General features: G+C 72.0%; 19 protein-coding genes and 1 pseudogene. 7 read left to right on the top strand and 13 right to left on the bottom strand.

Annotation, left to right across the window (positions count from 1 at the left end):
* Nucleotides 1-3: 3 nt before the first annotated feature.
* Together ABZV34_RS17685 and ABZV34_RS17690 are read right to left on the bottom strand one after the other, a co-directional pair.
* A complete protein-coding gene (locus ABZV34_RS17685) occupies nucleotides 4-2,172 on the bottom strand; it encodes an IucA/IucC family protein (protein ID WP_356276834.1) in 2,169 nt (722 codons plus the stop codon).
* 204 nt (nucleotides 2,173-2,376) lie between these two features.
* Entirely contained in the window at nucleotides 2,377-3,765 is a 1,389-nt protein-coding gene (locus ABZV34_RS17690) for a diaminobutyrate--2-oxoglutarate transaminase family protein (RefSeq protein ID WP_356276968.1), read from the bottom strand.
* Between the two features lie 345 nt (nucleotides 3,766-4,110).
* On the opposite strand from ABZV34_RS17690, the gene ABZV34_RS17695 reads away from it, so the two are divergent.
* Nucleotides 4,111-5,340: a hypothetical protein gene (locus ABZV34_RS17695; RefSeq protein ID WP_356276837.1), complete on the top strand. Its 1,230-nt coding sequence runs from the start codon at nucleotides 4,111-4,113 to the stop codon at nucleotides 5,338-5,340.
* 250 nt (nucleotides 5,341-5,590) lie between these two features.
* Here ABZV34_RS17695 and ABZV34_RS17700 read toward each other — a convergent pair whose 3' ends face one another.
* Complete coding sequence (locus ABZV34_RS17700; RefSeq protein ID WP_356276839.1) at nucleotides 5,591-6,109, bottom strand: SMI1/KNR4 family protein; 519 nt, start codon at nucleotides 6,107-6,109, stop codon at nucleotides 5,591-5,593.
* A 69-nt stretch (nucleotides 6,110-6,178) separates the two neighbouring features.
* On the opposite strand from ABZV34_RS17700, the gene ABZV34_RS17705 reads away from it, so the two are divergent.
* Nucleotides 6,179-7,312, top strand: coding sequence for an IS630 family transposase (locus ABZV34_RS17705; RefSeq protein WP_356276842.1), 1,134 nt, complete (start codon nucleotides 6,179-6,181; stop codon nucleotides 7,310-7,312).
* Between the two features lie 7 nt (nucleotides 7,313-7,319).
* Here ABZV34_RS17705 and hflX read toward each other — a convergent pair whose 3' ends face one another.
* The 6 genes from hflX to miaA all read right to left on the bottom strand — a co-directional run bounded on the left by hflX (nucleotide 7,320) and on the right by miaA (nucleotide 15,724).
* Complete coding sequence (gene hflX, locus ABZV34_RS17710) at nucleotides 7,320-8,813, bottom strand: GTPase HflX (protein WP_356276845.1); 1,494 nt, start codon at nucleotides 8,811-8,813, stop codon at nucleotides 7,320-7,322.
* Between the two features lie 190 nt (nucleotides 8,814-9,003).
* On the bottom strand, nucleotides 9,004-10,572 hold the full coding sequence (locus ABZV34_RS17715; protein WP_356276848.1) for a M1 family metallopeptidase: 1,569 nt from the start codon (nucleotides 10,570-10,572) through the stop codon (nucleotides 9,004-9,006).
* Between the two features lie 67 nt (nucleotides 10,573-10,639).
* Nucleotides 10,640-12,814 (bottom strand): HD domain-containing protein, encoded by a 2,175-nt coding sequence (locus ABZV34_RS17720; protein ID WP_356276851.1) that lies wholly within the window; start codon nucleotides 12,812-12,814, stop codon nucleotides 10,640-10,642.
* 356 nt (nucleotides 12,815-13,170) lie between these two features.
* A complete protein-coding gene (gene dapF, locus ABZV34_RS17725; protein WP_356276854.1) occupies nucleotides 13,171-14,040 on the bottom strand; it encodes a diaminopimelate epimerase in 870 nt (289 codons plus the stop codon).
* Between the two features lie 61 nt (nucleotides 14,041-14,101).
* Nucleotides 14,102-14,677: a hypothetical protein gene (locus tag ABZV34_RS17730; protein WP_356276856.1), complete on the bottom strand. Its 576-nt coding sequence runs from the start codon at nucleotides 14,675-14,677 to the stop codon at nucleotides 14,102-14,104.
* A gap of 108 nt (nucleotides 14,678-14,785) precedes the next feature.
* Nucleotides 14,786-15,724, bottom strand: coding sequence for a tRNA (adenosine(37)-N6)-dimethylallyltransferase MiaA (gene miaA, locus ABZV34_RS17735; protein WP_356276858.1), 939 nt, complete (start codon nucleotides 15,722-15,724; stop codon nucleotides 14,786-14,788).
* A gap of 182 nt (nucleotides 15,725-15,906) precedes the next feature.
* Between miaA and ABZV34_RS17740 the strand changes: the two genes are divergently transcribed.
* Both ABZV34_RS17740 and ABZV34_RS17745 read left to right on the top strand, forming a co-directional pair.
* Nucleotides 15,907-16,317, top strand: coding sequence for a hypothetical protein (locus ABZV34_RS17740; protein ID WP_356276861.1), 411 nt, complete (start codon nucleotides 15,907-15,909; stop codon nucleotides 16,315-16,317).
* 24 nt (nucleotides 16,318-16,341) lie between these two features.
* Nucleotides 16,342-16,602, top strand: a complete 261-nt coding sequence (locus ABZV34_RS17745; RefSeq protein ID WP_356276864.1) for an antitoxin — start codon at nucleotides 16,342-16,344, stop codon at nucleotides 16,600-16,602.
* An 86-nt stretch (nucleotides 16,603-16,688) separates the two neighbouring features.
* Here the strand turns inward: ABZV34_RS17745 and ABZV34_RS17750 are convergent, their stop codons facing one another.
* Together ABZV34_RS17750 and miaB are read right to left on the bottom strand one after the other, a co-directional pair.
* Nucleotides 16,689-17,408, bottom strand: coding sequence for a class III extradiol dioxygenase subunit B-like domain-containing protein (locus ABZV34_RS17750; RefSeq protein WP_356276867.1), 720 nt, complete (start codon nucleotides 17,406-17,408; stop codon nucleotides 16,689-16,691).
* Between the two features lie 35 nt (nucleotides 17,409-17,443).
* Complete coding sequence (miaB, locus tag ABZV34_RS17755; protein WP_356276870.1) at nucleotides 17,444-18,970, bottom strand: tRNA (N6-isopentenyl adenosine(37)-C2)-methylthiotransferase MiaB; 1,527 nt, start codon at nucleotides 18,968-18,970, stop codon at nucleotides 17,444-17,446.
* Nucleotides 18,971-19,090: 120 nt separating this feature from the next.
* Between miaB and ABZV34_RS17760 the strand changes: the two are divergent.
* Nucleotides 19,091-19,695: pseudogene (locus ABZV34_RS17760) on the top strand (MBL fold metallo-hydrolase); the annotation flags it as partial.
* 106 nt (nucleotides 19,696-19,801) lie between these two features.
* On the top strand, nucleotides 19,802-20,227 hold the full coding sequence (locus tag ABZV34_RS17765) for a DUF6234 family protein (RefSeq protein WP_356276873.1): 426 nt from the start codon (nucleotides 19,802-19,804) through the stop codon (nucleotides 20,225-20,227).
* A gap of 88 nt (nucleotides 20,228-20,315) precedes the next feature.
* Here ABZV34_RS17765 and ABZV34_RS17770 read toward each other — a convergent pair whose 3' ends face one another.
* Entirely contained in the window at nucleotides 20,316-20,984 is a 669-nt protein-coding gene (locus ABZV34_RS17770) for a response regulator transcription factor (RefSeq protein WP_356276875.1), read from the bottom strand.
* A complete protein-coding gene (locus tag ABZV34_RS17775) occupies nucleotides 20,981-22,006 on the bottom strand; it encodes a sensor histidine kinase (protein WP_356276878.1) in 1,026 nt (341 codons plus the stop codon). Before ABZV34_RS17775 ends, ABZV34_RS17770 begins: the two co-directional genes overlap by 4 nt.
* Nucleotides 22,007-22,496: 490 nt before the next feature.
* Between ABZV34_RS17775 and ABZV34_RS17780 the strand changes: the two genes are divergently transcribed.
* Nucleotides 22,497-22,982 (top strand): cation:proton antiporter regulatory subunit, encoded by a 486-nt coding sequence (locus ABZV34_RS17780; RefSeq protein ID WP_168530539.1) that lies wholly within the window; start codon nucleotides 22,497-22,499, stop codon nucleotides 22,980-22,982.

A 22,982-nucleotide genomic window follows, 5' to 3' on the forward strand; every position in this document is an offset into this window, starting at 1 on the left:
CCCTCAGGAACGAAGGGGGTTGGTGACGGTGACGTAGACGGACTGGGTGTCGACCGGGCCGACGAGTTCGTCGAGGCCGTGCAGCCGTGTGAGCAGGTTGGCCTTGCAGCGCAGAACGGGCGAGTCGAGCAGGAGGGAGGGCAGGGGCGTGTCGAGGCGTCCCGGGCCCGCGGCCGCCTCGGTGAGGAAGCGGCGGAAGGCCGCGAGCAACAGCCCTTCCCCGGCCAGGCGTTGGGAGCCGAACGCACCGATGAGGCCGAACACGTTGTTGATGGCGAGGTAGTAGGCGAACCGTTCGTCGGTGACCTCGTCGCAGACGAAGGTGTCGCTGTGCGCGCCGATGCCGGGCAGCCGGGCGTCGAGCTCCGCGCGCCGTGACGCGCGGAAGTAGTAGCCCTGGTTGTCGCGATAGCGGCCGCCGACGGGCCATCCCTCGCGGTCGAGCACGACCAGGGTGTTCTGCTGGTGGGCCTCCAGCGCGATTCCGGCTTCGCCGTCCAGCCAGAGCACGGGGCGGACGACCTGTTCCAGGTAGCGCAGGAACCACTCGGTGGCGACGGCTCCCCGGGGCCGGCCGGCGCGGCCGGCCAGCCGGGTGACGATCTCGGCGAGCCGGGACCGCATGACGGGCCGTGGCTCGTCGTCGGCCCGTGCGCCGGGCTGGGCGTACGGCCGGGGCGAGACGAGTCCGGCGACGCAGGCGACGTCGTCCGACGGGCCGAAGGGGTTGTGCCGGATCATCACGTCGAGCCCGGCCACGGGCGTGCCGTCGGGGGCGTCGACGGCGAGCCAGGCCGGGTCACGGACGATGTCGAACCCCGGGTGGACGGCCTGCCACTGCTTGGACAGGCCGCCGCGCAGCAGCCGGTGGACCTCCACACCGCGGTGGAGCTCCTTACGGAGGTTCTCCCGGCGCGAGTTGGTGATCCGCAGGCCCAGCGACAGCTTCAGCATCGCGGGGGCACCGGCGCGGTAGAGGGTTCGGACGGAGGACGTGGGGTGCCAGCGGGGGCCGTACGGGCCGAGGTCCTGGAGCAGTCCCGCGTCCAGCAGGGCCGCGGTCCCGGGGCGGTGCCGGACCTCGCCCATCTGCCAGGGGTGCAGCGGCAGGGCCGCGTACCCGTCGGGCAGCGGCAGGCCGGCTCCGGCCAGCCGTACGGTGAGCTGCTGTGCGTGGACGGGGCGGCCGCGCTCCGTCCACGCCGAGTCGGACGCCAGCAGCGAGGGGGCGACCGCCATCCAGTGCAGCGGGAACGACCCGCGCAACTCGGGTGAGTACAGCGGCATCTCGGCCTCGGAGAGTTCCTCCCGGCTCTTCGGGGTGGGGTGCAGGGGATGCCCCAGCAGGAGCGCCTGCTCGGCCGCGAGAAAGAGGTCGGGGGTGTCGGCGGGCCGCTCTCTGCGGTCGCTGAGGAACACCACGGTCCGGCGTACGGAGTCGGCGACCCGTCCGACCAGGTCCGATCCGTCACCGACGGGGTGGTGGGCGGGGGCCGGGTCCATGACGTACGGGAGCGCGGTGTCCGTCCCGCACGCGACGCCGGCGTCGGTATCGGCGTCGGTGCAGGCTTCGCTGCCGGTTCCGGTGCAGGCATCGCTGCCGGCGCCGGACATGGGCGGGGAAGCCATGTCCCGCGTGGACGCGGTAGCCGTGGCGGACTCCGGCGCACGGTCCGCCCCGGACGTCGGCGCCGGGTCCTCCTCGGGTGCCCCGCCGATCGTGGACGTCGTCCCGGTGCCCGGCGCCGGCTGGCGCGCGAGCAGTGCCGCCACCGTGACCGCGTCGGCGGGCGGCGCTCCCTCGGGGGCGTCGGCGAGATGCGGGAGCCCGAAACGGTGCCAGCCCGTCGGGGACCAGTAGAGGACCGGGACCAGCAGGGCCGTCCCGCTGGCCGGGAGGGGGACGCGCAGGGTGCCGTCCACGGGCGCGGTGAGGTCGTGCTCCCGTACCCAGCAGCGCAGCAGGTTCTCCACCGCCGCCGCCTGGGCCGCGGTGTGGGCGAGGGGGTGCTCCAGCGGATCGGTGGTGGCGCCGCGCAGCCGCTCGGCCTGCTGGGCCCCGCCCTGCTGCCGGGGGACCGATTCGGCATCCGCGGCGAGCGGGGTGTGCGGGCCACGCCCCGCTCGCTCGGGGGTGACGAAACGGCCGTCGGGTGCGGGGGTGGCGTTCAAGAGAGTTCCTCGTGGGGTCGTTCGGACTCGTGCGGCGACGAGTCGGGGCGGTACCGGGGTGCGTGGGCTCTTCGGCGTTCCCGGCTGGTCCGGGCGGGGGCGGTGGCTACGGCCGTGGAGGTCGTCGGGCCGGGGCCGCGCGGTGTGCGGGGCGGCCACGAACCCGCCGGGACGGCCGGACCGGGGACCGGCCGGCGCGCCCCCTCAGCCCGATCCCCCGCGCGCCACCGCGCCCACCGCGTCCGCGAGCCGGTCGAGTACCGCGGCCGCCTGTTCGTCGGTGATCGTCAGGGGTGGCAGAAGCCGTACGACGCTGGCGTGCCGGCCGCCCAGTTCGACGATCAGGCCGCGGCGCAGGCACGCGCGCTGCACGGCGGCGGCGAGTTCCGGGGCGGCGGCCCGGGGTCCGTCGGCGGCGGGGTCCGACGGCGTCTCGGGCCGCACGAGCTCGACACCGATCATGAGCCCGCGGCCCCGTACGTCGCCGATGCAGGTGAACTCCCCGGCAAGGCGGCGGAGTTCGCTGATCATGCGGGCGCCCAGGGTCGCGGCGCGCTCCGCCAGTCGGTTCTCGCGGACGTACGCGAGGGTCGCCGTGCCGGCGGCCATGGCGAGTTGGTTGCCGCGGAAGGTGCCCGCGTGGGCGCCCGGCTGCCACACGTCGAGGTCGTCGCGGTAGACGACGACCGCCAGCGGCAGGCTGCCGCCGATGGCCTTGGACAGGACCATCACGTCCGGGGTGATCCCGCTGTGCTCCACCGCCCAGAAGGTGCCGGTCCGGCCCACTCCCGTCTGGACCTCGTCCGCGATCAGCGGGATGGACCGGGCCGCCGTGATCTCGCGCATCCGCCGCATCCAGGCGTCCGGCGCGGGAATCACCCCGCCCTCGCCCTGGACGGGTTCGAGGATCATCCCGGCGGGGTGGGGCACTCCCGACTTGGTGTCATCGAGCACGGACTCGGTCCAGCGCGCGGCGAGTTCGGCGCCACGCTCACCGCCGATACCGAAGGGGCAGCGGTAGTCCTGGGGGTAGGGCAGGCGGGTGACCCTGACCTCGCTCGCGCCGCCGGACGCTTCGAGCGCCCCCGCCGTCATCCCGTGGTAGGCGCCGGTGAACGCGAGCATTCCGGTGCGTCCGGTGGCCGCGCGCACCAGTGTGAACGCGGCCTCGACGGCGTCGGTCCCGGCCGGTCCGCAGAACTGCACCCGCGCGCGTGCGGCGAACTCCGGGGGCAGGGTGCGGAACAGCTCGGTGGTGAAGGCGTCCTTGACGGGTGTGGCGAGGTCGAGGACGTGCAACGGCGCCCCGGAGTCGAGGACTTTCCTGATCGCCTCCAGGACGACCGGGTGGTTGTGACCGAGGGCCAGGGTCCCCGCCCCGGAGAGACAGTCGAGGTAACGGCGCCCGTCCGCGCCCTCGATGGTCAGCCCGCGTGCCCGTACGGGAACGATCGGCAGGGCGCGCGCATAGGTACGCGCCGCCGATTCACGCGCCGACTGGCGCCGCAGAATCCCCTCGTGCGCCGCGCGCGCCCCCTCGGAGGCGCCCGGCGAGCCCTCCTGTGTCTCTTCGGGCTCGCGCCCCACCGGCACCACCGCAGAATCGGTCACCGCCACGACTTCAGGTCCTCCCGCTGTGCAGACGCGAGTTGGCGGGGGGTTCTGAACGCACGGTGCAGGCCCCCCGTACGTACCAACGACGTGACCGGCGTGGAGAAGCGGGTGCGGCGAAGATCCTTGCCGTGACGGAACCGTTGCCGTTCCGTGGGATGTCCCCCACAGCGAGCGCATAGTGTGTGGTGCCGTTCAGCGATACCGAAGGATCGCCGGTTCCGGCCGGTCGATCGCCGCCCGCGGTCCCGTGCCAGAGGTTCCGTGCCAGGGGTTCCGGACCGGCGGATCCTGACAAGTTCTCATACGCCCAGGGGGAGTTACACCATGCCATCCATACGCCCGCCCTTCACCGCCCGTCGAGGCGGGAGCGCGCGCCGCACGACCTCCCCCGTCCTGGCCGCGGTCGGCCTGGCCGCGGCGCTGACGCTGACCGCCACCGCCTGCGACTCGGGCAGCAGCACGGCGGGCGACCGGCCCAGCACGCCGGCGTCCCAGAACGGCGACGACAAGATCAAGATCCCGGACGACATCAAGAACAAGCTCAAAGAGCACGGGATCGACATCGACAAGTGGAAGAACGGCGCCTGGAAGAACTGGAACAGGGACGACTGGCTGCGCGAGGCCAACGACTTCGTCAACCCCATCATCAAGGGGCTGTGGAACCCGGACCGGATGCGCGGCGCGGACGACCCTGACAAGAACAAGGGCGTCGACGAGAACGACCTCTCCGGTGACCAGGGCGTCACCGATCCGACCCCGGCCCCGGTCGCGGCCAAGGCCGTGAGTCCCGCGTACCACGACAGCGTGCCCGTGGCGGGCAAGGTGTTCTTCGACTCCCCCGAGGGCACCATGGTCTGCTCGGCGACCGTGGTCGAGGACCCGGCGCACCCGGGCAAGTCGAACCTCGTGTGGACCGCGGGCCACTGCGTGCACGCCGGCAAGAAGGGCGGCTGGTTCCGCAACATCGCCTTCGTGCCCTCGTACAACAGCGCCGGCAAGTCGTCCGCGGAGCTGCAGAACGCCGACCGGACGGAGGTCGCTCCGTACGGTGTCTGGTGGAGCGACTGGGCGCAGACCTCGGACCAGTGGATCGAAGGCGGCGGCCCCACGGGCGGTCAGGGCGCGCCGTACGACTACGCGGTGCTGCACGTGACGCCCGAGAAGGGCGGCGACGGCAAGTCCCTGGAGGAGACGGTCGGCGCCGCGCTCCCGGTGAACTTCGGCGCTCCGGCCGTACCGAAGGTCGCGCGCATCACGGCGACGGGCTATCCGGCGGCGGCGCCGTTCGACGGCCAGAAGCTGTACCAGTGCACGGACAGGCCCGGCCGGCTCTCGATCGCGCAGGCCGATCCGACGATGTACCGCATCGGCTGCACCATGACCGGCGGCTCCTCCGGCGGCGGCTGGGTGGCCGCCGGCCCGGACGGCAAGCCCGCGCTGGTGTCGAACACCTCGATCGGCCCGGTCAGCGCGGGCTGGCTGGCCGGCCCGCACCTGGGCGATGTGGCCAAGGGTGTGTACGACTCGGTGAGCAAGAAGTTCGCGGGGCGGTAGGACGACGGGCGTGAGCGGGACGTACGGCGGCCGGTTGGCGTTGCCAGGACCGGTCCCGCAGCGCCGCACGGACGAAGGCCCGCCCCCTGACTGAGGGGGCGGGCCTTCGTCCGTCCGTCCGTAGACAGAACCGGGGCACCCGGAGCCCCGGGCACCGGGTGGAGCTAGTGCCGCATCAGGCAACGTTCGCCCTGCTGTGACGTCTCAGCTGGTGCTGTGTCGCCGGCGGGCAATGCCTTCCCGTCAGATGTCAGTCGGGTTCGTCTTCGCTGTCGAAGTCACTGGCGGAGGTGAGGCCTTCGACGAAGGATCGGAAGTCCGGGGCGAGGGCCAGCTCTTCATTGCGGTCGGCATCGAACCACGTCACCGATGGTTCCCGGTGTCGGCCGGATGCCCGGTAGTCGAGGGCAATCCAGTAGTGCCCGTCGCCGGAGAGGAGCACGGCCGGCGCGGGAAGTCCCCATTCCTTGATCAGGTACGGGCTGTCCAGCAGAGAGACTGTGCGTTCGTGGTCGCCGATGCCCAGCAAGTGGTCGAACGGGATGTGATCGGCACTCCAGGAGGTCGGCTGGTCTGTCGGGAAGGCGTCCCGGTCGGCTGCGGACTCGCCCCCGTTCTGACCGCGCAGCAGGTCAAGGAGCGGGCTCGGGAGCGTGACACCGAGCAATTGCTCGGCTTCGCGCACCGCCTCATCAGTCAGCGGCTGGTGTACTCCGTAGCGGCTGCCGGACTTCCAGAAAGCGGCCTGCACATCCTCAAAGCGTGCCATGGCCGAAATCGTAGGAGCCCTGCGTCGCGCTGCGGCGCCCGGCCCGGGACAGGCCGCCAGAATGATCACGTGAGCGGACGTGCGCGGGTGCGGGAAATTGACGATGCCGAGGGGCGACGGCTGCTGCGGATCGTCCGCAGGGGCACCGGGTCGGTGGTGACGTGGAGGCGGGCCCAGATGGTGCTGCTGTCCGCGCAGGGCATGCCGGTGGCGAAGATCGCCGAGGTGTCGTTCACCAGCGATGACCGGGTGCGGGACGTGATCCACAACTTCAACGCCGACGGCTTCGAGTCGCTGTATCCGAAGTACTCCGGCGGTCGGCCGAAGACCTTCACCCTGCCCGAGCGGCGTGAGATCAAGAAGATCGCGAGGTCCAAGCCGACCGAGCACGACCTGCCGTTCTCGACCTGGAGTCTGACCAAGCTGGCGGACTTTCTGGTCGCCGAGGGGGTGGTCGACGACATCAGCCACGAGGGCCTGCGCATCCTGCTCCGCGAGGAAGGCGTCTCGTTTCAACGCCTGAAGACCTGGAAGACCTCCCGTGATCCGGACTACGCGGCCAAGAAGGCCCGCGTCGAGCACCTCTACGCGATCGCCGACGGCGAGGTCATACCCGAGGAGGGCGAGCCCGAAGTCATCTTCTGCATGGACGAGTTCGGGCCGCTCAACCTCATGCCCCACCCCGGCCGACAGTGGGCCGAACGCGGCGGCAAGAACAAGGATCCCGACCGGGAGCCACGCCGGCGTAGGCGGGCGACCTACAACCGTTACGACGGAGTACGGCACCTGTTCGCCGCACTCGACCTGGCCAAGAACAAGCTCTACGGCCACATCAAACCGATCAAGCGGCGCACCCAGTTTCTGGAGTTCTGCCGCTACCTGCGCACCCTCTATCCGCGATCGATTCGGATCGCGATCGTCTGTGACAACTTCTCCCCACACCTGAGCACGAAGCGGTGCCAGCGCGTCGGCGAATGGGCTGCAATGAACAACGTCGAGATCGCCTACACCCCGACCAACAGTTCCTGGCTCAACCGCATCGAGGCCCAGTTCACGGCCCTGCGCTACTTCACCCTCGACGGCACCGACCACGCCACCCACAAGGAACAGGGCAGCATGATCCGCCGCTACATCATCTGGCGAAACCGCCACGCCGACGACCGGCGCCTACGCGCCGTCGTCGACAGGGCGAACGTTGCCTGATACGGCACTAGAGCGCCGGCGCCGGAACGTACGGCGCGAGGTCCGCCGCCAGTTCCTCGTGGACCCGCACTTTGAGCAGCGTGCCCTCCGGGGTGTGCTCCTCGGAGATCACCTCGCCCTCGGAGTGGGCGCGCGCGACCAGTCTGCCGTGCGTGTACGGCACGAGCGCCTCGATCTCGACCGAGGGGCGCGGCAGCTCGTTGTCGATGAGCGCGAGCAGCTCGTCGATGTTCAGGCCGGTGCGGGCCGAGACCGCGATGGAGCGTGTCTCGTTCCGCATCAGGCGCTGGAGGACCAGCGGGTCGGCCGCGTCCGCCTTGTTGATCACCACGACCTCGGGGACGCCGGTGGCGCCGACGTCACGGATGACCTCGCGCACGGCGGCCAGCTGCTCCTCCGGCGCCGGGTGCGATCCGTCGACCACGTGCAGGATCAGGTCGGCGTCGCCGACCTCCTCCATCGTGGAACGGAACGCCTCGACGAGGTGGTGCGGCAGATGCCGTACGAAGCCGACGGTGTCGGTGAGGGTGTAGATCCGCCCGCTGGGCGTCTCGGCACGGCGCACGGTCGGGTCCAGGGTGGCGAACAGCTCGTTCTGCACCAGGACGCCCGCGCCGGTCAGGCGGTTGAGCAGGGAGGACTTGCCGGCGTTGGTGTAACCGGCGATGGCGACCGAGGGCACCTTGTTCCTGCGCCGCTCCTGGCGCTTGATCTCGCGGCCGGTCTTCATCTCCGCGATCTCCCGGCGCATCTTCGCCATCTTCTCGCGGATACGGCGCCGGTCCGTCTCGATCTTGGTCTCACCGGGACCACGGGTGGCGAGGCCGCCGCCCTTGCCGCCGCCCATCTGACGGGACAGCGACTGGCCCCAGCCGCGCAGTCTCGGCAGCATGTACTGCATCTGCGCGAGCGCGACCTGTGCCTTGCCCTCGCGGGACTTGGCGTGCTGGGCGAAGATGTCGAGGATCAGGGCCGTACGGTCGATGACCTTGACCTTGACGACGTCCTCGAGGTGGATCAGCTGGCCGGGGCTCAGCTCACCGTCGCAGATCACGGTGTCGGCGCCGGTCTCCAGGACGATGTCCCGCAGCTCGTTGGCCTTGCCGGATCCGATGTACGTGGCCGCGTCGGGCTTGTCGCGGCGCTGGACGACGCCGTCGAGCACGAGCGCGCCCGCGGTCTCCGCCAGGGCGGCCAGCTCGGCGAGCGAGTTGTCCGCGTCCTGGATGGTTCCCGAGGTCCAGACACCGACGAGGACGACGCGCTCCAGGCGGAGCTGTCGGTACTCGACCTCGGTGACGTCCTCGAGTTCGGTGGAGAGGCCGGCGACGCGGCGCAGGGCCGCGCGCTCGGAGCGGTCGAACTGGTCGCCGTCCCGTTCTCCGTCGATCTCGTGGCTCCAGGCGACGTCCTCTTCCATCAGGGCATCGGCCCGAAGACCTTCGGGGTAGTTCTGCGCGAGGCTCTGCGCGTCCTGGGAAGGGGAAGAAGAGGAGGTCATTGGATCCTTACGTCGAAGGAGGCTCCGGTGCGTCACTGGCGACACCGGGTCGGCGACGGACCGCGCCCGTCTGTGGGAACAACGTGCGGGACCACCGGGAGATTCCCCGATTCCACCGGGCCTACTCTCCGCGGGGCCGCGCCGCCGACCTGGAGATGGTCGCACGGCACGGCCCGTCTCGTCATGCGAGTTACCGGGCGCCCTTGGGGGCCTTCGGGGCGTCACTCCTCCAGTCCGGGTGACCGGGCATCGGGGGTGTCCTCTTCCCGTACAGCCACGCCTGGAAGAAGCCGCTCAGGTCGCGGTTTCCGATGCTGGAGGCGAGCCGCTCGAAGTCGGCGGTCGAGGCCGTGCCGTCCCGGTGGACGGCGACCCAGGCCCGCTCCAGGCGTTCGAAGGCGGGCTGTCCGATCTCCTGGCGCAGCGCGTACAGGGCGAGCGCGGCGCCGTCGTAGACGTTCGGCCGGAAGATGCTGATCTTCTGGCCCGGCCTGGGCCCCTTCGGTGCCGCGGGCGGGCCGCCGGCGGCCCGCCAGGTGTCGGACGCGCGGTAGGCCGCCTTCATCCGGGTCTCCATGGGCTTCTTGCCCTTCTCCTGCGCGTACAGGGCCTCGTACCAGGTGGCGTGCCCTTCGTTGAGCCACAGGTCCGACCAGTCACGCGGGGTGACGCTGTCGCCGAACCACTGGTGCGACAGCTCGTGCACCATGATCGACTCGACGTACCACTTGGGGTAGGCGGGCTGGGTGAAGAGCTCCCGCTCGAAGAGGGAGAGCGTCTGTGTCTCGAGTTCGAAGCCGGTCTGCGCCTGGGCCATCAGCAGGCCGTACGTCTCGAAGGGGTACCGGCCGACCTTGCGCTCCATCCAGGCGATCTGGTCGGGAGTCTTCCTGAGCCACGGTTCGAGCCGCTCGCGGTCCTTGGTGGGGACGACGTCGCGCAGCGGCAGTCCGTGCGGGCCGGTGCGGTGCAGGACCGTGGAGCGGCCGATGGAGACCTGGGTCAGCTCGGTGGCCATGGGGTGCTCGGTGCGGTACGTCCAGGTGGTGGCCCCGGGGGCGCGGACCACCCCGGTGGGCAGACCGTTGGCCACGGCCGTGTATCCCTCGGGCGCGGTGACGTGGATGGTGAACATCGCCTTGTCGGAGGGGTGGTCGTTGCACGGGAAGACGAGGTGGCCGGCGTCGGCCTGGTTGGCCATGGCGAGCCCGTCCTTGGTCCGCACCCAGCCGCCGTCCTGGTTGCCGCGGACCGCCGGATCGCTGAGGTGGCGCACGGTGATCCGCATCCAGCCACCGGCGGGCACCGGTCGCGTGGGGGTCACCACCAGGTCCTCCCCCGCGCTCGTGAACTCCGCCGGTGACCCGTTGACCTCGACCGACCCCACCGAGCCGCGCGCGTAGTCGAGATTGACGCGCTCGAGGCGGCGCGACGTCACGGCGTCGATCGTGGTGACGGCCGCCAGCAGCTCGGTGTTCTTGCCGGTGTAGGTGAAGGAGAGGTCGTACGACTTCACGTCGTACCCGGGATTGCCCAGGTGCGGGAAGAGCCGGTCGCCGATGCCCAGGGGCGTCGCCGGGGACGGAGCGCTCGCGGCGACGAGGCAGACGGAGACGGCGGAGGCGAGCAGGGCCGCCCGGACGCGGCGGCTCCGGGGGCCGGGAGACGTGGCGCCGGGGGCGGTGGAGGCGGGTGTCGTGGCGCCGGGGGTGCCGGACGTGCTGGGGTGGTCGGTCCTGGGGCGGGGGGTGAGCAGCATGGACCACCGCTACCAGCGGTCGTCCCTCCCGCGCGGGAGACGCGCTCCGGGCCCACCCGAACGTGTGCTACTGCGCGGCGGCCGCGGCGTGCTGCGCCCTGCTCACGTCGTACACCCCCGGCACGTTCCGCATGGCCCGCATCAGCCCGGGGAGGCGGGCCGCGTCCGGGAGTTGGAGCGTGTAGGTGTGGCGTACGCGCTGCTGGCTGGGGGGTTCGACGGTCGCGGAGACGATCGCGGCACCCTCCAGGGCGATGGCTTCGGTGAGGTCGGCGAGGAGATGGGCGCGCCCGAAGGACTCGGCGACCAGCGTGACGCGGCACTCGGTGGTGTCGCCCCAGCTCACTTCGACCTCCGCGCGCCCGGCGCCCTTCATGCGCGCCACCCCGGCGCACTCGACACGGTGCACGGTCACCACTCCCCCGCGTACGGCGAAGCCGGTCACGCGGTCGGGCGGTACGGGGGTGCAGCAGCCCGCGAGACGTACGGAGGCGCCCGGCTGCTCGACGACGGCGTTCGCGGCGGGGCGGGCCGCGGGGGCCTCTGCGGCCGGCCTGGGGGCCGCGGCGGGCTCCTCGGGGGGCGCCGCGTCGCGGGGCGAGGGGTGCGCGGCCAGCCAGCGCTGGATGGCGATCCGGGCGGCGGGCGTGTGGGCGTGCTCCAGCCACTCCCTGGAGGGTTCCGAGGCCGGGTCCTGTCCCATGAGGAGCTGCACGGTGTCGCCGTCCTTGAGCACCGTGCTCAGCGTCGCGAGCCGCCCGTTGACACGGGCGCCGATACAGGCGTGCGCGTCCTCGCCGTACTGCGCGTAGGCGGCGTCCACGCAGCTGGCACCCTCGGGCAGGCCCAACGCGCCGCCGTCGGACCGGAAGACGGTGATCTCGCGGTCCTGGGCGAGGTCCTCGCGCAGGGTGGACCAGAACGTGTCCGGGTCGGGGGCGCCCTGCTGCCAGTCGAGGAGCCGGGAGAGCCAGCCGGGGCGGGTGGGGTCGACCCGCTCGCCGTCCGCCGCCCGCTCGCCGTCGCCGTCCGTCTGCTCCTCCGCGGGAGCGGTGTAGGGGTTGCCGAGGGCGATGACGCCGGCCTCGGCGACCTTGTGCATCTGGTGGGTGCGGATGAGGACTTCGGCCACCTGGCCGTCGCCGCTCGCCACGCCCGTGTGCAGCGACTGGTACAGGTTGAACTTGGGGACCGCGATGAAGTCCTTGAACTCCGACACCACGGGCGTGAGACAGGTGTGCAGTTCGCCCAGGACGCCGTAGCAGTCGGCGTCCTCGTTCACGAGCACCAGGAGTCGCCCGAAGTCCGCGCCGCGCAGGGGCCCGCGCTTGCGCGACACGCGGTGCACGGAGACGAAGTGCCGTGGCCGGATGAGGACTTCGGCCTGGATCCCGGAGTCGCGCAGGACACCGCGCACCTCTTCGGCGATCTCCGTGAGCGGGTCGCCGGCGCGCGACGCGTTGTCGACGATCAGCTCCCTGGTGTGCTCGTACTCCTCGGGGTGCAGGATCGCGAAGACGAGGTCCTCCAGTTCGGTCTTCAGCGCCTGGACACCGAGGCGTTCGGCGAGCGGGATCAGGACGTCCCTGGTCACCTTGGCGATCCGGGCCTGCTTCTCGGGGCGCATCACACCGAGGGTCCGCATGTTGTGCAGCCGGTCGGCGAGTTTGATCGACATCACGCGGACGTCGTTGCCGGTCGCGACGAGCATCTTGCGGAAGGTCTCGGGTTCGGCGGCGGCTCCGTAGTCGACCTTCTCCAACTTGGTGACGCCGTCGACGAGATAGCAGACCTCGTCACCGAACTCGGCGCGCACCTGATCGAGCGTCACTTCCGTGTCCTCGACGGTGTCGTGGAGCAGGGAGGCGGTCAACGTCGTGGTCTCCGCGCCGAGTTCGGCGAGGATCAGGGTCACCGCGAGCGGGTGGGTGATGTACGGCTCGCCGCTCTTGCGCATCTGGCCCCGGTGCGAGGACTCCGCCAGTACGTACGCCCGGCGCAGCGGCTCCATGTCCGCGTCCGGGTGGTGGGCGCGGTGGGCCTCGGCGACGTGGCCGATCGCGTCGGGGAGCCGGTCGCGGGCGGTCGGGCCGAGCAGCGCGGCGCGGCCGAGGCGGCGCAGGTCGATCCGCGGGCGGCCCTTCCTGCGCGCCGGCGATCCCCCCTGCTCCAGCGGAACCGAGCGCTGGGGGGAGGGCGTTGCAGGGCCTGGCGTCGCGGGATTCGTCGCCTCCGCACTCATGGGCACCTCCGGCTGCGTAGACCGGCGGACGGGGTGCCCATGGCGTACTCGGCTCAGGGGTTGGCGTCGATCCCCCGTCCGGGCCGGTGCTTGATGCTACCGAGCCCACCACGCCCGGCTGACCACCTCTCGCCGAGCGTGAAACGGATCACCCATTCGAGCGAAGGTTCAGGGGTTTGCGGTTCCGGGGTTCCGGGAGGGGCCGGACGTCGCGGTACCGGGCCGGGCGGGGGTGGGTGACACCGCGTCGGACCAGGCGTTGTGTCAGTGGACCGGGCGAGGACCTGTGACCCCGCGCCGGGCAGCCGCGGGCGCGTCCCGCGGACATGCGGCACCTTTCGCGACGAGGCGTTCGCTCAGAGCCGGACGGCGGCCAGCCACCGCGCGTCGATGTCGCCCTCGGCGACGATGACCGCGGGGCCGGTCATCTCGATCCCGCCGTCCGGATGCTCGGTGATCACCAGGCGTCCGCCGGGCACGTCGACGGTGTACGTCGTCGGAGTTCCGGTGACGGCCGGGTCGACGCCGTCGCGACGGGCCGCCGCGACGGCCACCGCGCAGGCGCCGGTGCCGCAGGAACGGGTCTCTCCCGAGCCGCGCTCATGGACGCGCAGGGCGACGTGGCGCGGGCCCCGGTCGACCACGAACTCGACGTTCACCCCGTCCGGGTAGGCCGACGCGGGCGTGACGGGCGGCGGCGTGAAGAGGTTGCCGGCCTGGCCGAGGTCGTCCACGAAGGCGACGGCGTGCGGGTTGCCCATGTTCACGTTGCGTGCGGGCCAGTTGTGCTCGCCGACGCTCACGGTGACGTCCCCCTCGGGGAGGACCGCCTTGCCCATGCCGACGGTGATGTCCCCGTTCTTGGCGAGGTGCACGCTCTTCACGCCGGCGCGCGTGGCGACTGTGACGTCCCCCTCGGCCACATGTCCGGCCCGCTGGAGGTAGTGCGCGAACACACGCACTCCGTTGCCGCACATCTCCGCGACCGAGCCGTCGCCGTTGCGGTAGTCCATGAACCACTCCGCCTCGGCCGCCATCTCCGCGGCCTCGGGGTGCGCGGCGGACCGTACGACGTGCAGCAGACCGTCGCCGCCGATGCCCGCGCGCCGGTCGCACAGAGCGGCCACGGCGGCCGGGGGCAGGTCGACGGCGTTCTCCGGGTCGGGGACGATCACGAAGTCGTTCTCGGTCCCGTGACCCTTGAGGAAGGCGATCCGCGTGCTCATTCCTCGATCGTACGGGGTCGGTCCTGCACCCCGTCCGCGGCGGGTGCCCGCCCCCGGCGGCTCAGCGCAGCCGGGCCACGCGTCCCACGGCGAGCACCGCCACCGCGGCGACCACCACGACGTACGCGAGCACGACGCGCCAGTCCAGGCGGCGGCCGGAGCCGCTCGCGGGGAAACCCGGCAGGGTGTAGCCCACGCGGCGGGCGGCCATCATGCCCCAGCCGGCGGCGCACAGGCAGATCAGCAGGCCGAGCATGGCGACCACGGCGCCGCCGTCGCCGAATTCGAAGGCCAGCGGGAACGCGAACATCAACGAGCCCGTCGCGGCCAGGACGACGATCGGCGCGAGCTGCCAGATACGCAGCAGGCGCTGCGGACGCAGTTCGACCTCGACCTCGGGTCCCGGGGACATCTCGTCAGGTCCCGGCCCGTCGGCGGTGACACCGTCCGGAGGCTCCTCGGGTCCGTCGGAGATCAGCGGATCACCGTCGGAGACCGGCCGCTCGTCGAGGCTCAGCAGGTCCTCGTCGAGGCCTGGCCGGTCGCCGTCGAGGCCCCGCGGTCGCTGCTGCTCGTGCGGTTCCTGCGCGGTGTCATCCTCCGCGTCCTGTGCGGTGTTGCGAGGGCTGGCCTCCATCGCCACGCGCCCTCCCAACTCGGACTCCACATTGTCGATCGAAGCTCGATGATGGCACGGCGCCGGAGGCCCCGATGGCGGCCGGAGCGTCCCGATGCCATGACGTGATCAGGCTGTGACCGGTCGTTCGACCAACGCCAGCGCGAGGTGTGGAAGTTCTGTGAGGTCCTCCGCCGCGCCACTGAGCCAGTGGACCCGGGGATCGCGCCGGAACCACGAATCCTGGCGCCGCGCGAAGCGTTTGGTGGCGCGCACGGTCTCCGCGCGCGCCTCGGCGTCGGTGCACTCCCCGGCGAGCGCCGCGAGCACCTGCTGGTACCCGAGCGCGCGCGACGCCGTGCGCCCCTCGCGCAGGCCTCGCGCCTCCAGCTCCCGCACCTCGTCGACGAGGCCGGCCTCCCACATCCGGTCGACGCGCCGGGTGATCCGCTCGTCGAGCTCGGGCCGCGTGACGTCGACTCCGATCTGGACGGTGTCGTACACCGAGTCGTGGCCGGGGAGATTGGCCGTGAAGGGCTTGCCGGTGATCTCGATGACCTCCAGCGCACGCACGATACGGCGGCCGTTGCTGGGCAGGATCGCCTGGGCGGCCTCGGGGTCGGCCAGGGCCAGTCGCGCGTGCAGCGCGCCCGAGCCGCGCAGTCCGAGTTCCTCCTCCAGGCGCGCACGCACCTCGGGGTCGGTGCCGGGGAATTCCATCTTGTCGACGGCGCCGCGCACATAGAGCCCGGAGCCGCCCACCAGGACCGGCCAGCGGCCCTCGGCGAGCAGGGCGTCGATTCGGGCGCGGGCGAGCCGCTGGTACTCGGCGACGCTGGCCGTGACGCTCACGTCCCAGATGTCCAGCAGGTGGTGCGGAATCCCGGCCCGCTCCTCGGACGTCAGCTTGGCGGTGCCGATGTCCATCCCTCGGTACAACTGCATGGAGTCGGCGTTGACGACCTCGCCTCCGAGACGGCGGGCGAGAAAGACGCCCAGATCGGACTTTCCTGCCGCGGTCGGTCCGACGACGGCGATGACTCGGGGGGCGGGGGGTGCGCTGCTCACCGCCCCAGTCTCGCAAACCCCGGCCCCCTCCTCCGACGAGCCGCGTGACGCCACAGGTTCGGGGTCGTTGCCTGTTGCGAGGTTCCGGCCGCCGGATTTCGAGGACCGGCCCCCCGGGCGACGCAATGGGACGCACCGGGTGACGCGGAATTTCGTCCTCACGAGTAACGTATGGAGTGGATATGGGCGTTTTTGCACGACTTCTCAGGAGGTCGAAGGCTGCGGAGGAGGCGTCGATCGCCGAGGTGCCGGACGGCACCCTGACGGCCGAAGCCGGTGCCGAAACCGGTGCCGGGACCGACGCCGACGTCACGACGACCGACGCCGAGGTCACGACCGGTGCCGAGGGCATCGCCGACGCCGGTGCCGATGCCACGGCCGACGCCGGCGGCGCGGCGGAGCCGGTGCCAGAGCCGGTGGCGGAAGAGGCGACGGGATCGTCCGAGAGCGAGAACGCGGGCAAGTACGGCCGCAAGGCCGAGCCGGCTCGCGCGGCGACGGGGGCCGCGCCCTCGGAGGACGTCGAGATCCCTCAGCAGCAGACCGCCGAGAAGGCCGCCGACAACGGGGCCGGTGAGAGCGCCCGTAAGTAACTGTCCCGCGAGGGAAGGTGGACCATGAGTCTCCTGGACAATCTGAAAGCCAAGCTCGCGCCTGCCAAGGACAAGGTCTCGGACCTCGCGCAGCAGCACGGGGACAAGGTCACCCACGGCCTCGACAAGGCCGCCAGGGTGGTCGACGAGAAGACCAAGGGCAAGTACAGCGACAAGATCCAGACGGGCACGGGCAAGGCGAAGGGCGCCATGGACCGGCTCGCGCACAAGGACGGTGGCACCATGCCTCCGCCGGACGCGCCGCCACCGCCCCCCGCGTTCTGAACGGCGCACATCGACGGACGGCCGCGGAGCACCCAGGGCTCCCGGCCGTCCGCCGTGTCCGGGCAGGCGGCCGTTCCGGTGCGGCGCTACGACCAGGCCGCCACCAGGTACCCCACCCCGTAGGGCGCGTCCTCGTACAGCAGGGCGCCGCCCAGCTCCGCGTCCTCGGCCGCGCCCGCGAGGACCTGCCAAGGGGCGCGTCCTGAGGCCTTCAGCTCGCGGGCGAGGCCGGCGTCCAGCGTCCGCAGGGCGGCCACGTCCGCGGTCCCCAGCGCCCGGGCGACCTCCGCGTCGAAGCCCGCCGCGCGCTCGTCGAGGTATCCGGGCGCCTTCAGCGTCCGGCACGCGCTGGCGTCGCCCATCACCAGGAGGGCCACCCGCGCGGCCTGTCCGGCGGCCTCCGCTCCGGCGCTGCGGCACCGCTCGGCCGTGAACGTCTCCGCCACGGCGAGACCCGCCACGGGGGCGTCGGACCAGTCCGTGCGCTCCAGCAGCCAGGCGGCGACGGCGAGCGAGGGCGGAAGCGCGCGCTGCGAGGGCGCCGGAGCCGTGCCGCCCCGCCCGAGGCGTACGCCGAGGTCCACGCCGAACCCGTGGAACGAGCCCGGTGTCCCCTCGGGGTAGGTCCCGTGCCCGCCGTCCTCGGCGGGGCCGACGACGACCAGCAGATCGGGCCGGGAGGCGGCGAGCACGCCGAGCGCGTCCGCGCACGCGTCTCGCGCGGCGGCCAGTTCGGGCGCCGCCCCGGCGGCGATCCCGGGCACGAGCAGCGGCGGACAGGGGCAGGCTGCGGCGGCTACAAGCATGATCGGCAGCGTAGCCCTTCGCCGCGGGAGCGGGGTCAGTCGCAGCCGCAGCCGCTGCCGGCCGCGACGGGCAGCGGCTCCGGGGCACCGATCCTCGGCAGTCCCAGCATCACACCGGCCGGCTTCGCCGCCTGAGCCGCGTTGCGCCTCTCCCAGGCGTCCCCCGCGCGCGTGCGGCGCACGCCGAGGGCGGTCCCCTCGGCGAGCAGATGGTGCGGGGCGGCGTAGGTGATCTCGACGGTGACGACGTCACCGGGGCGTACGTCCTGGTCGGGCTTGGTGAAGTGGACCAGGCGGTTGTCGGGGGCGCGGCCGGAGAGGCGGTGGGTGGCGCCGTCCTTGCGACCCTCGCCCTCGGCGACCATCAGCTCCAGGACGCGTCCGACCTGCTTCTTGTTCTCGTCCCAGGAGATCTCCTCCTGGAGGGCGACGAGACGCTCGTAGCGCGCCTGGACGACCTCCTTGGGGATCTGTCCCTCCATCGTGGCCGCCGGGGTGCCGGGGCGCTTGGAGTACTGGAAGGTGAAGGCCGCCGAGAAGCGTGCCTCGCGGGCCGCGTGCAGGGTCTGCTCGAAGTCCTCCTCCGTCTCACCGGGGAAGCCCACGATGATGTCGGTGGTGATCGCCGCGTGCGGGATGGCGGCCCGGACCTTCTCGATGATGCCCAGGTAGCGGTCCTGGCGGTACGAGCGGCGCATCGCCTTCAGGACGGTGTCCGATCCGGACTGCATCGGCATGTGCAGCTGCGGCATCACGTTCGGCGTCTCCGCCATGGCCGCGATCACGTCGTCGGTGAAGTCGCGGGGGTGCGGAGAGGTGAACCGGACCCGCTCCAGGCCCTCGATCCGCCCGCAGGCGCGCAGCAGCTTGCTGAAGGCCTCCCGGTCGCCGATGTCGCTGCCGTACGCGTTGACGTTCTGACCCAGCAGCGTGATCTCGGAGACGCCCTCGCCGACCAGCGCCTCGATCTCGGCGAGGATGTCGCCCGTCCGGCGGTCCTTCTCCTTGCCGCGCAGCGCCGGGACGATACAGAAGGTGCAGGTGTTGTTGCAGCCGACGGAGATCGACACCCAGGCCGCGTACGCGCTCTCGCGGCGGGTCGGCAGCGTCGAGGGGAACGCCTCGAGGGACTCGGCGATCTCGATCTGCGCCTCTTCCTGGACGCGGGCGCGCTCCAGGAGGACGGGCAGCTTGCCGATGTTGTGCGTACCGAAGACGACGTCCACCCAGGGCGCCTTCTTCACGATGGTGTCCCGGTCCTTCTGCGCCAGACAGCCGCCGACCGCGATCTGCATCCCGGGACGCTTCGTCTTCATCGGGGCGAGGCGGCCGAGGTTGCCGTAGAGCTTGTTGTCGGCGTTCTCCCGGACTGCGCAGGTGTTGAAGACGACGACGTCCGCGTCGCCGTCGGACCCCTCGGGCGCCCGCACGTAGCCCGCGCCTTCGAGGAGCCCCGAGAGCCGTTCGGAGTCGTGGACGTTCATCTGGCACCCGTAGGTGCGCACCTCGTAGGTCTTCGAATCCTGAACGTCCACCGCGTGGCTCCGGTCGCTGCTGCTCATGTGACAAGGGTAGGCGGTGCCGGGAGTACGTCGTCCCGGCACCGGAGTCTCCGTCTCTGACCGGCGCGGGCGGCGCGGGGACCAGCGGGGGTGGCACCGACGGCGGAGGCGGCACCGACGGCGGCCTCCTTACGCTGGTTCGGCACCTCCGGCTGGCGCGTCGACGTCGAAGACCGGACCGTGCTCTTCGACCCGTACCTCACCCGCTTCAGGACCGGCCTGTTCGACGGTGCCTTCGACACCGGCACGGAACTGCGCACCGATCCCGACCTGGTGCGGGAACACGTGGGACACCCCGAACTCGTCCTGGTCAGCCACGCCCACTGGGACCACCTCACCGATGTGCCGTACATCGCCAGGACCACCGGCGCCCGTGTCGTCGGCACCGAGACGACGTACCACCTGCTGGTCGCGTTCGGCGTCGACCCGGGGCAGATCTCCGTGGTGAAGGGCGGCGAGGTGCTGAACTTCGGCGGCGGACTCACCGTCGAGGTCGTGGCGAGTCTGCACAGCCGCAACGCGAAGTACTCCACTTCGCCCCGGGTACGCTCCACGCACCGCCCACGACACCCCCGAGGACCATCTCGGACCTGCCGGAGGGCGACACGCTCGCCTTCCTGGTGACGGCCGGGAGCGGCGGTCCCTCGGCGTTCCTGATGGGCGCCAGCGACTTCAGCGAACGCGCGGTGCGGGGGCTGCGCCCCGATCTCGCCATGGTGGCGGTGCGGCACGGGCCTGACCCGGCTCCCGGCTCGGGGCCGCCTCGTACTCAGGCGCGGGCTGGGTATTTCCGCTCAGGCCCCCGACGTCCCGCGACGCGAGGCTTGCCGTATGACGCCTTCCCCGGAGTCCGGCCGGCGGCCGAGCCCGTTCGCCGACATCGCCCTCGCCGTCACCCTGCTCGTCGTGGACGCCGTCGCCGCGGTCGTCGCGCTCGTGTCCGGTCTCGACGCGGCCGGGTACTCGTTCTTCGACACGGGCGCCGACACGGAGGCCATCAGCGTCGTCAGGCCGGTCGTGTACGTCTCGGCCGTCGCCGCGCTCGTGCTGGTCTCGGCGGTCGTGTCCTACCGGGGCGGGGCGATCGTCACCACCTGCGTGCAGACACTCGTCGGCCTCGCGCTCGTGCTCGGTGTGGTGACCGGCCTGAGCGCGGAGCACGGTGGCGGCCGTCCGCCCACACCGGGCCCCGGCCACAGCGGCCCGCAAGCGCCGTGCCGGTCCGGCGGCGACAACAGCGATTGCCTCGGTTCCTGAGCGATCCGCGGCCCCGCACCCCGAGCCGGGAGCGGCGCGCTCACGCGGCGACGAACCTGCGGCGGCCGTACGGCACGGTGCCGCCGCGTCACGGCTCGATGAGCCCCGCGCGGATCGCGTACCGGGTGAGCTCCAAACGGTCGCGCATACCCAGCTTCTGCAGGAGGTTCGCCCGGTGGCTCTCCACGGTCTTGGCGCTGATGAAGAGCAACTCGCCGATCTCCTTCGTCGTGTGCCCCTCGGCGACCAGCTTCAGCACCTCCTCCTCCCGGTCGGTGACGGCCCGCGCGGGCAGCCCCTCGCCGCGGCGCAGACGTTCGAGGTAGCTGCGCACGATCGCGGTCTCGGCGCCGGGATAGATGAACGGCTCGTCGCGCATCGCCGCCCGGCACGCCTCGACCAGGTCCCGGTCGGCGACCGACTTCAGGACGTAACCGCAGGCACCGGCCTTGAGCGCCTCGAAGAAGTACTGCTCGTTGTCGTACATCGTCAGGATGAGGATGCGCAGGTCGGGCAGGCGCCGGGAGAGTTCGCGGGCCGCCTGCAGACCGGTCATACGGGGCATGGCGACGTCGAGGACGGCGAGGTCCACCTGCGTCTCGCGGGCCAGCGCGACGGCCTCTGCACCGTCTCCGGCCTCCGCCACCACACGCAGATCGGGTTCGCCGTCGAGGATGAGCCGCACACCCCGGCGCACGAGTGTGTGGTCATCGGCGAGCAGGACACGCGTGGGCCTCCCGGCGGGCGCGGACATCATCGGTCTCCCTCGGAAGCGGTGCCGGACACGGTGTCGATGCCGGTGCCGGACGCGGTGTCGATGCCCGGCCGCGGCTGCGGCTGCCCGCCGGTCGTCGTGATGCGCAGCCGTACGTCGGTGCCCCGCCCGGGTGCCGGACCCAGCGAGAACGCGGCGCCGACCAGCAGCGCCCGCTCGCGCATCCCGGTGATGCCCGCTCCCTCCCGCGCCCCGCCCGGTCCTCTGCCGTTGTCCCGTACGAGGAGTTCGACGCCGTCCGTGACGCGCCGCAGCCGGAGTTCGGCGCGGTCGGCGCCCGCGTGCCGGGCCGTGTTGGTCAGCCCCTCCTGCGCCACCCGGTAGACCACGAGTTCGGCCTCGTCGTTCAGCGCAGGCAGATCGGCGTCGAGGTGGTGGACCACGGACAGCCCGTGTGTGGTGAACTCGCCCGCGAGGGAGCGCAGCGCGCTGTGCAGTCCGAGCTCCTCCAGCACACCCGGGCGCAGCCTGCGGGCGATGCGGCGGATCTCGTCCAGGCTGCCGCGGGTGGCCTCCTGCGCCTGGCTCACCTCCTCCCGCAGCTCCCCCGGCACCCGGTCGGCGACCCGCTTGAGCTGGAGCAGGACGGCGGTCAGGGTCTGGCCCACCTCGTCGTGGAGCTCCTGGGAGACGCGCCGGCGTTCGCCCTCCTGCGCGGACAGCGCGCGGGCCGAACTGGTGGCGCGCTCGGTCTCCAGCCGGTCGAGCATGGTGTTGTACGTGGTGATCAGTTCGGCCACCTCGGCCGGGCCCGTGACGGGCGCCCTGGTTCCGGGATGGGTGAGGTCGGCGGTGGCCATGGCCCGCGCCAGCCGTTGCAGCGGGGCGAGGCCGATCCGCAGGACGACCGCGTTCAGGACGAGCATCAGGGCCAGCCCCAGCACGACGACGAGCGCCTCGCCGGGAAGCACGGGCGTCGAGACGGTGACCGGCCCCAGCAGCAGCGCGGTCGCCACGGTCAGGCCCGCGGCATTGAGCAGGAAGATCCGCCGGAACAGCGACACGTTCCTCTGTCCGTCCCTTCCGGCCGGCTTCCGCCGGGCTGCCTTCGCCCGCCCCGCGGCCGACGCCCCGTCCTTCCCGGCCCGCGGCCGTGCCACCGCCCCCACCAGCCTCGCAACAGCCGGGCGGCCCTGTCCATCCGTGCCAGCACCCATGTCGCAACGGTACGGCGAGATGGCAGCATGACCGTTTTGGGTGGGCTTTTTCGAGGCCGCATCGTGCCGGCGCGCGCGACGGATCCGGCGTGACCGACTTCGGCCGGACAGCCTCGACGCGGGGCCCCGACACGGCTGGACGCCACACGGCTGGACGGCACACGGCCGGACCGCACACGGACACCCCCGAGACGGACGGACGTGACGCACACCGCCGCGACGCGTCCGGCTGCGACGCGTCCGGCTGCGACGACGAGCGGGCCCAGCACGACGACCGACGCGCGACAAGCAACAAGAAGCAAGAAGCAAGAAGCAAGAAGCAAGCAAGGGGAGAATCATGTCGGCTCCACGCCTGCGGGCGACGCCACTGCCGGGTATCGGGGTGCAGTACGACCTCGTGACCCGTGAACAGCGCCACCTGTCCGTGGTGGCGCACCGCGACGGCGCCCGCACCGTCAGCGTGTACCAGGCCGACGACCCCGACTCCTGCGCTCAGTCGCTGCGGCTGTCGAGCGGTGAGGCCGCCTCGCTGATCAACGCCCTGAAGCCCTCCCCGCACAGCCCGAGCCTGCTGTACACCACCGACCTCGGGCTGATCGCCGAGCGCATCGAGATCGCCGCGACGTCGCGGTGGAACGGGCGGGTGCTCGGTGAGACCCGGATGCGGACCGAGACCGGCGCCTCCGTCGTGGCGGTGCTGCGGCGTGCCGAGGCGATCCCCTCCCCCACTCCGGACTTCCGTCTGGCGGGCGGGGACACCCTGATCGTCGTCGGGACCCGTGAGGGTGTCGACGGCGCCGCGACGATACTCGGACGGGAGTGA

The organism is Streptomyces sp. NPDC005195 (assembly GCF_040608315.1).
GTDB lineage: Bacteria > Actinomycetota > Actinomycetes > Streptomycetales > Streptomycetaceae > Streptomyces > Streptomyces kaempferi.

Excerpts from the sequence above, each read along its gene's own strand:
- ABZV34_RS17720 (WP_356276851.1), bottom strand. The coding sequence starts at position 12,814 with ATGAGTGCGGAGGCGACGAATCCCGCGACGCCAGGCCCTGCAACGCCC.
- hflX (WP_356276845.1), bottom strand. The coding sequence starts at position 8,813 with ATGACCTCCTCTTCTTCCCCTTCCCAGGACGCGCAGAGCCTCGCGCAG.
- ABZV34_RS17695 (WP_356276837.1), top strand. The coding sequence starts at position 4,111 with ATGCCATCCATACGCCCGCCCTTCACCGCCCGTCGAGGCGGGAGCGCG.
- ABZV34_RS17745 (WP_356276864.1), top strand. The coding sequence starts at position 16,342 with ATGAGTCTCCTGGACAATCTGAAAGCCAAGCTCGCGCCTGCCAAGGAC.
- ABZV34_RS17780 (WP_168530539.1), top strand. The coding sequence starts at position 22,497 with ATGTCGGCTCCACGCCTGCGGGCGACGCCACTGCCGGGTATCGGGGTG.
- ABZV34_RS17765 (WP_356276873.1), top strand. The coding sequence starts at position 19,802 with ATGACGCCTTCCCCGGAGTCCGGCCGGCGGCCGAGCCCGTTCGCCGAC.
- miaB (WP_356276870.1), bottom strand. The coding sequence starts at position 18,970 with ATGAGCAGCAGCGACCGGAGCCACGCGGTGGACGTTCAGGATTCGAAG.
- dapF (WP_356276854.1), bottom strand. The coding sequence starts at position 14,040 with ATGAGCACGCGGATCGCCTTCCTCAAGGGTCACGGGACCGAGAACGAC.
- ABZV34_RS17700 (WP_356276839.1), bottom strand. The coding sequence starts at position 6,109 with ATGGCACGCTTTGAGGATGTGCAGGCCGCTTTCTGGAAGTCCGGCAGC.
- ABZV34_RS17730 (WP_356276856.1), bottom strand. The coding sequence starts at position 14,677 with ATGGAGGCCAGCCCTCGCAACACCGCACAGGACGCGGAGGATGACACC.
- ABZV34_RS17740 (WP_356276861.1), top strand. The coding sequence starts at position 15,907 with ATGGGCGTTTTTGCACGACTTCTCAGGAGGTCGAAGGCTGCGGAGGAG.
- ABZV34_RS17770 (WP_356276875.1), bottom strand. The coding sequence starts at position 20,984 with ATGATGTCCGCGCCCGCCGGGAGGCCCACGCGTGTCCTGCTCGCCGAT.
- ABZV34_RS17750 (WP_356276867.1), bottom strand. The coding sequence starts at position 17,408 with ATGCTTGTAGCCGCCGCAGCCTGCCCCTGTCCGCCGCTGCTCGTGCCC.
- ABZV34_RS17715 (WP_356276848.1), bottom strand. The coding sequence starts at position 10,572 with ATGCTGCTCACCCCCCGCCCCAGGACCGACCACCCCAGCACGTCCGGC.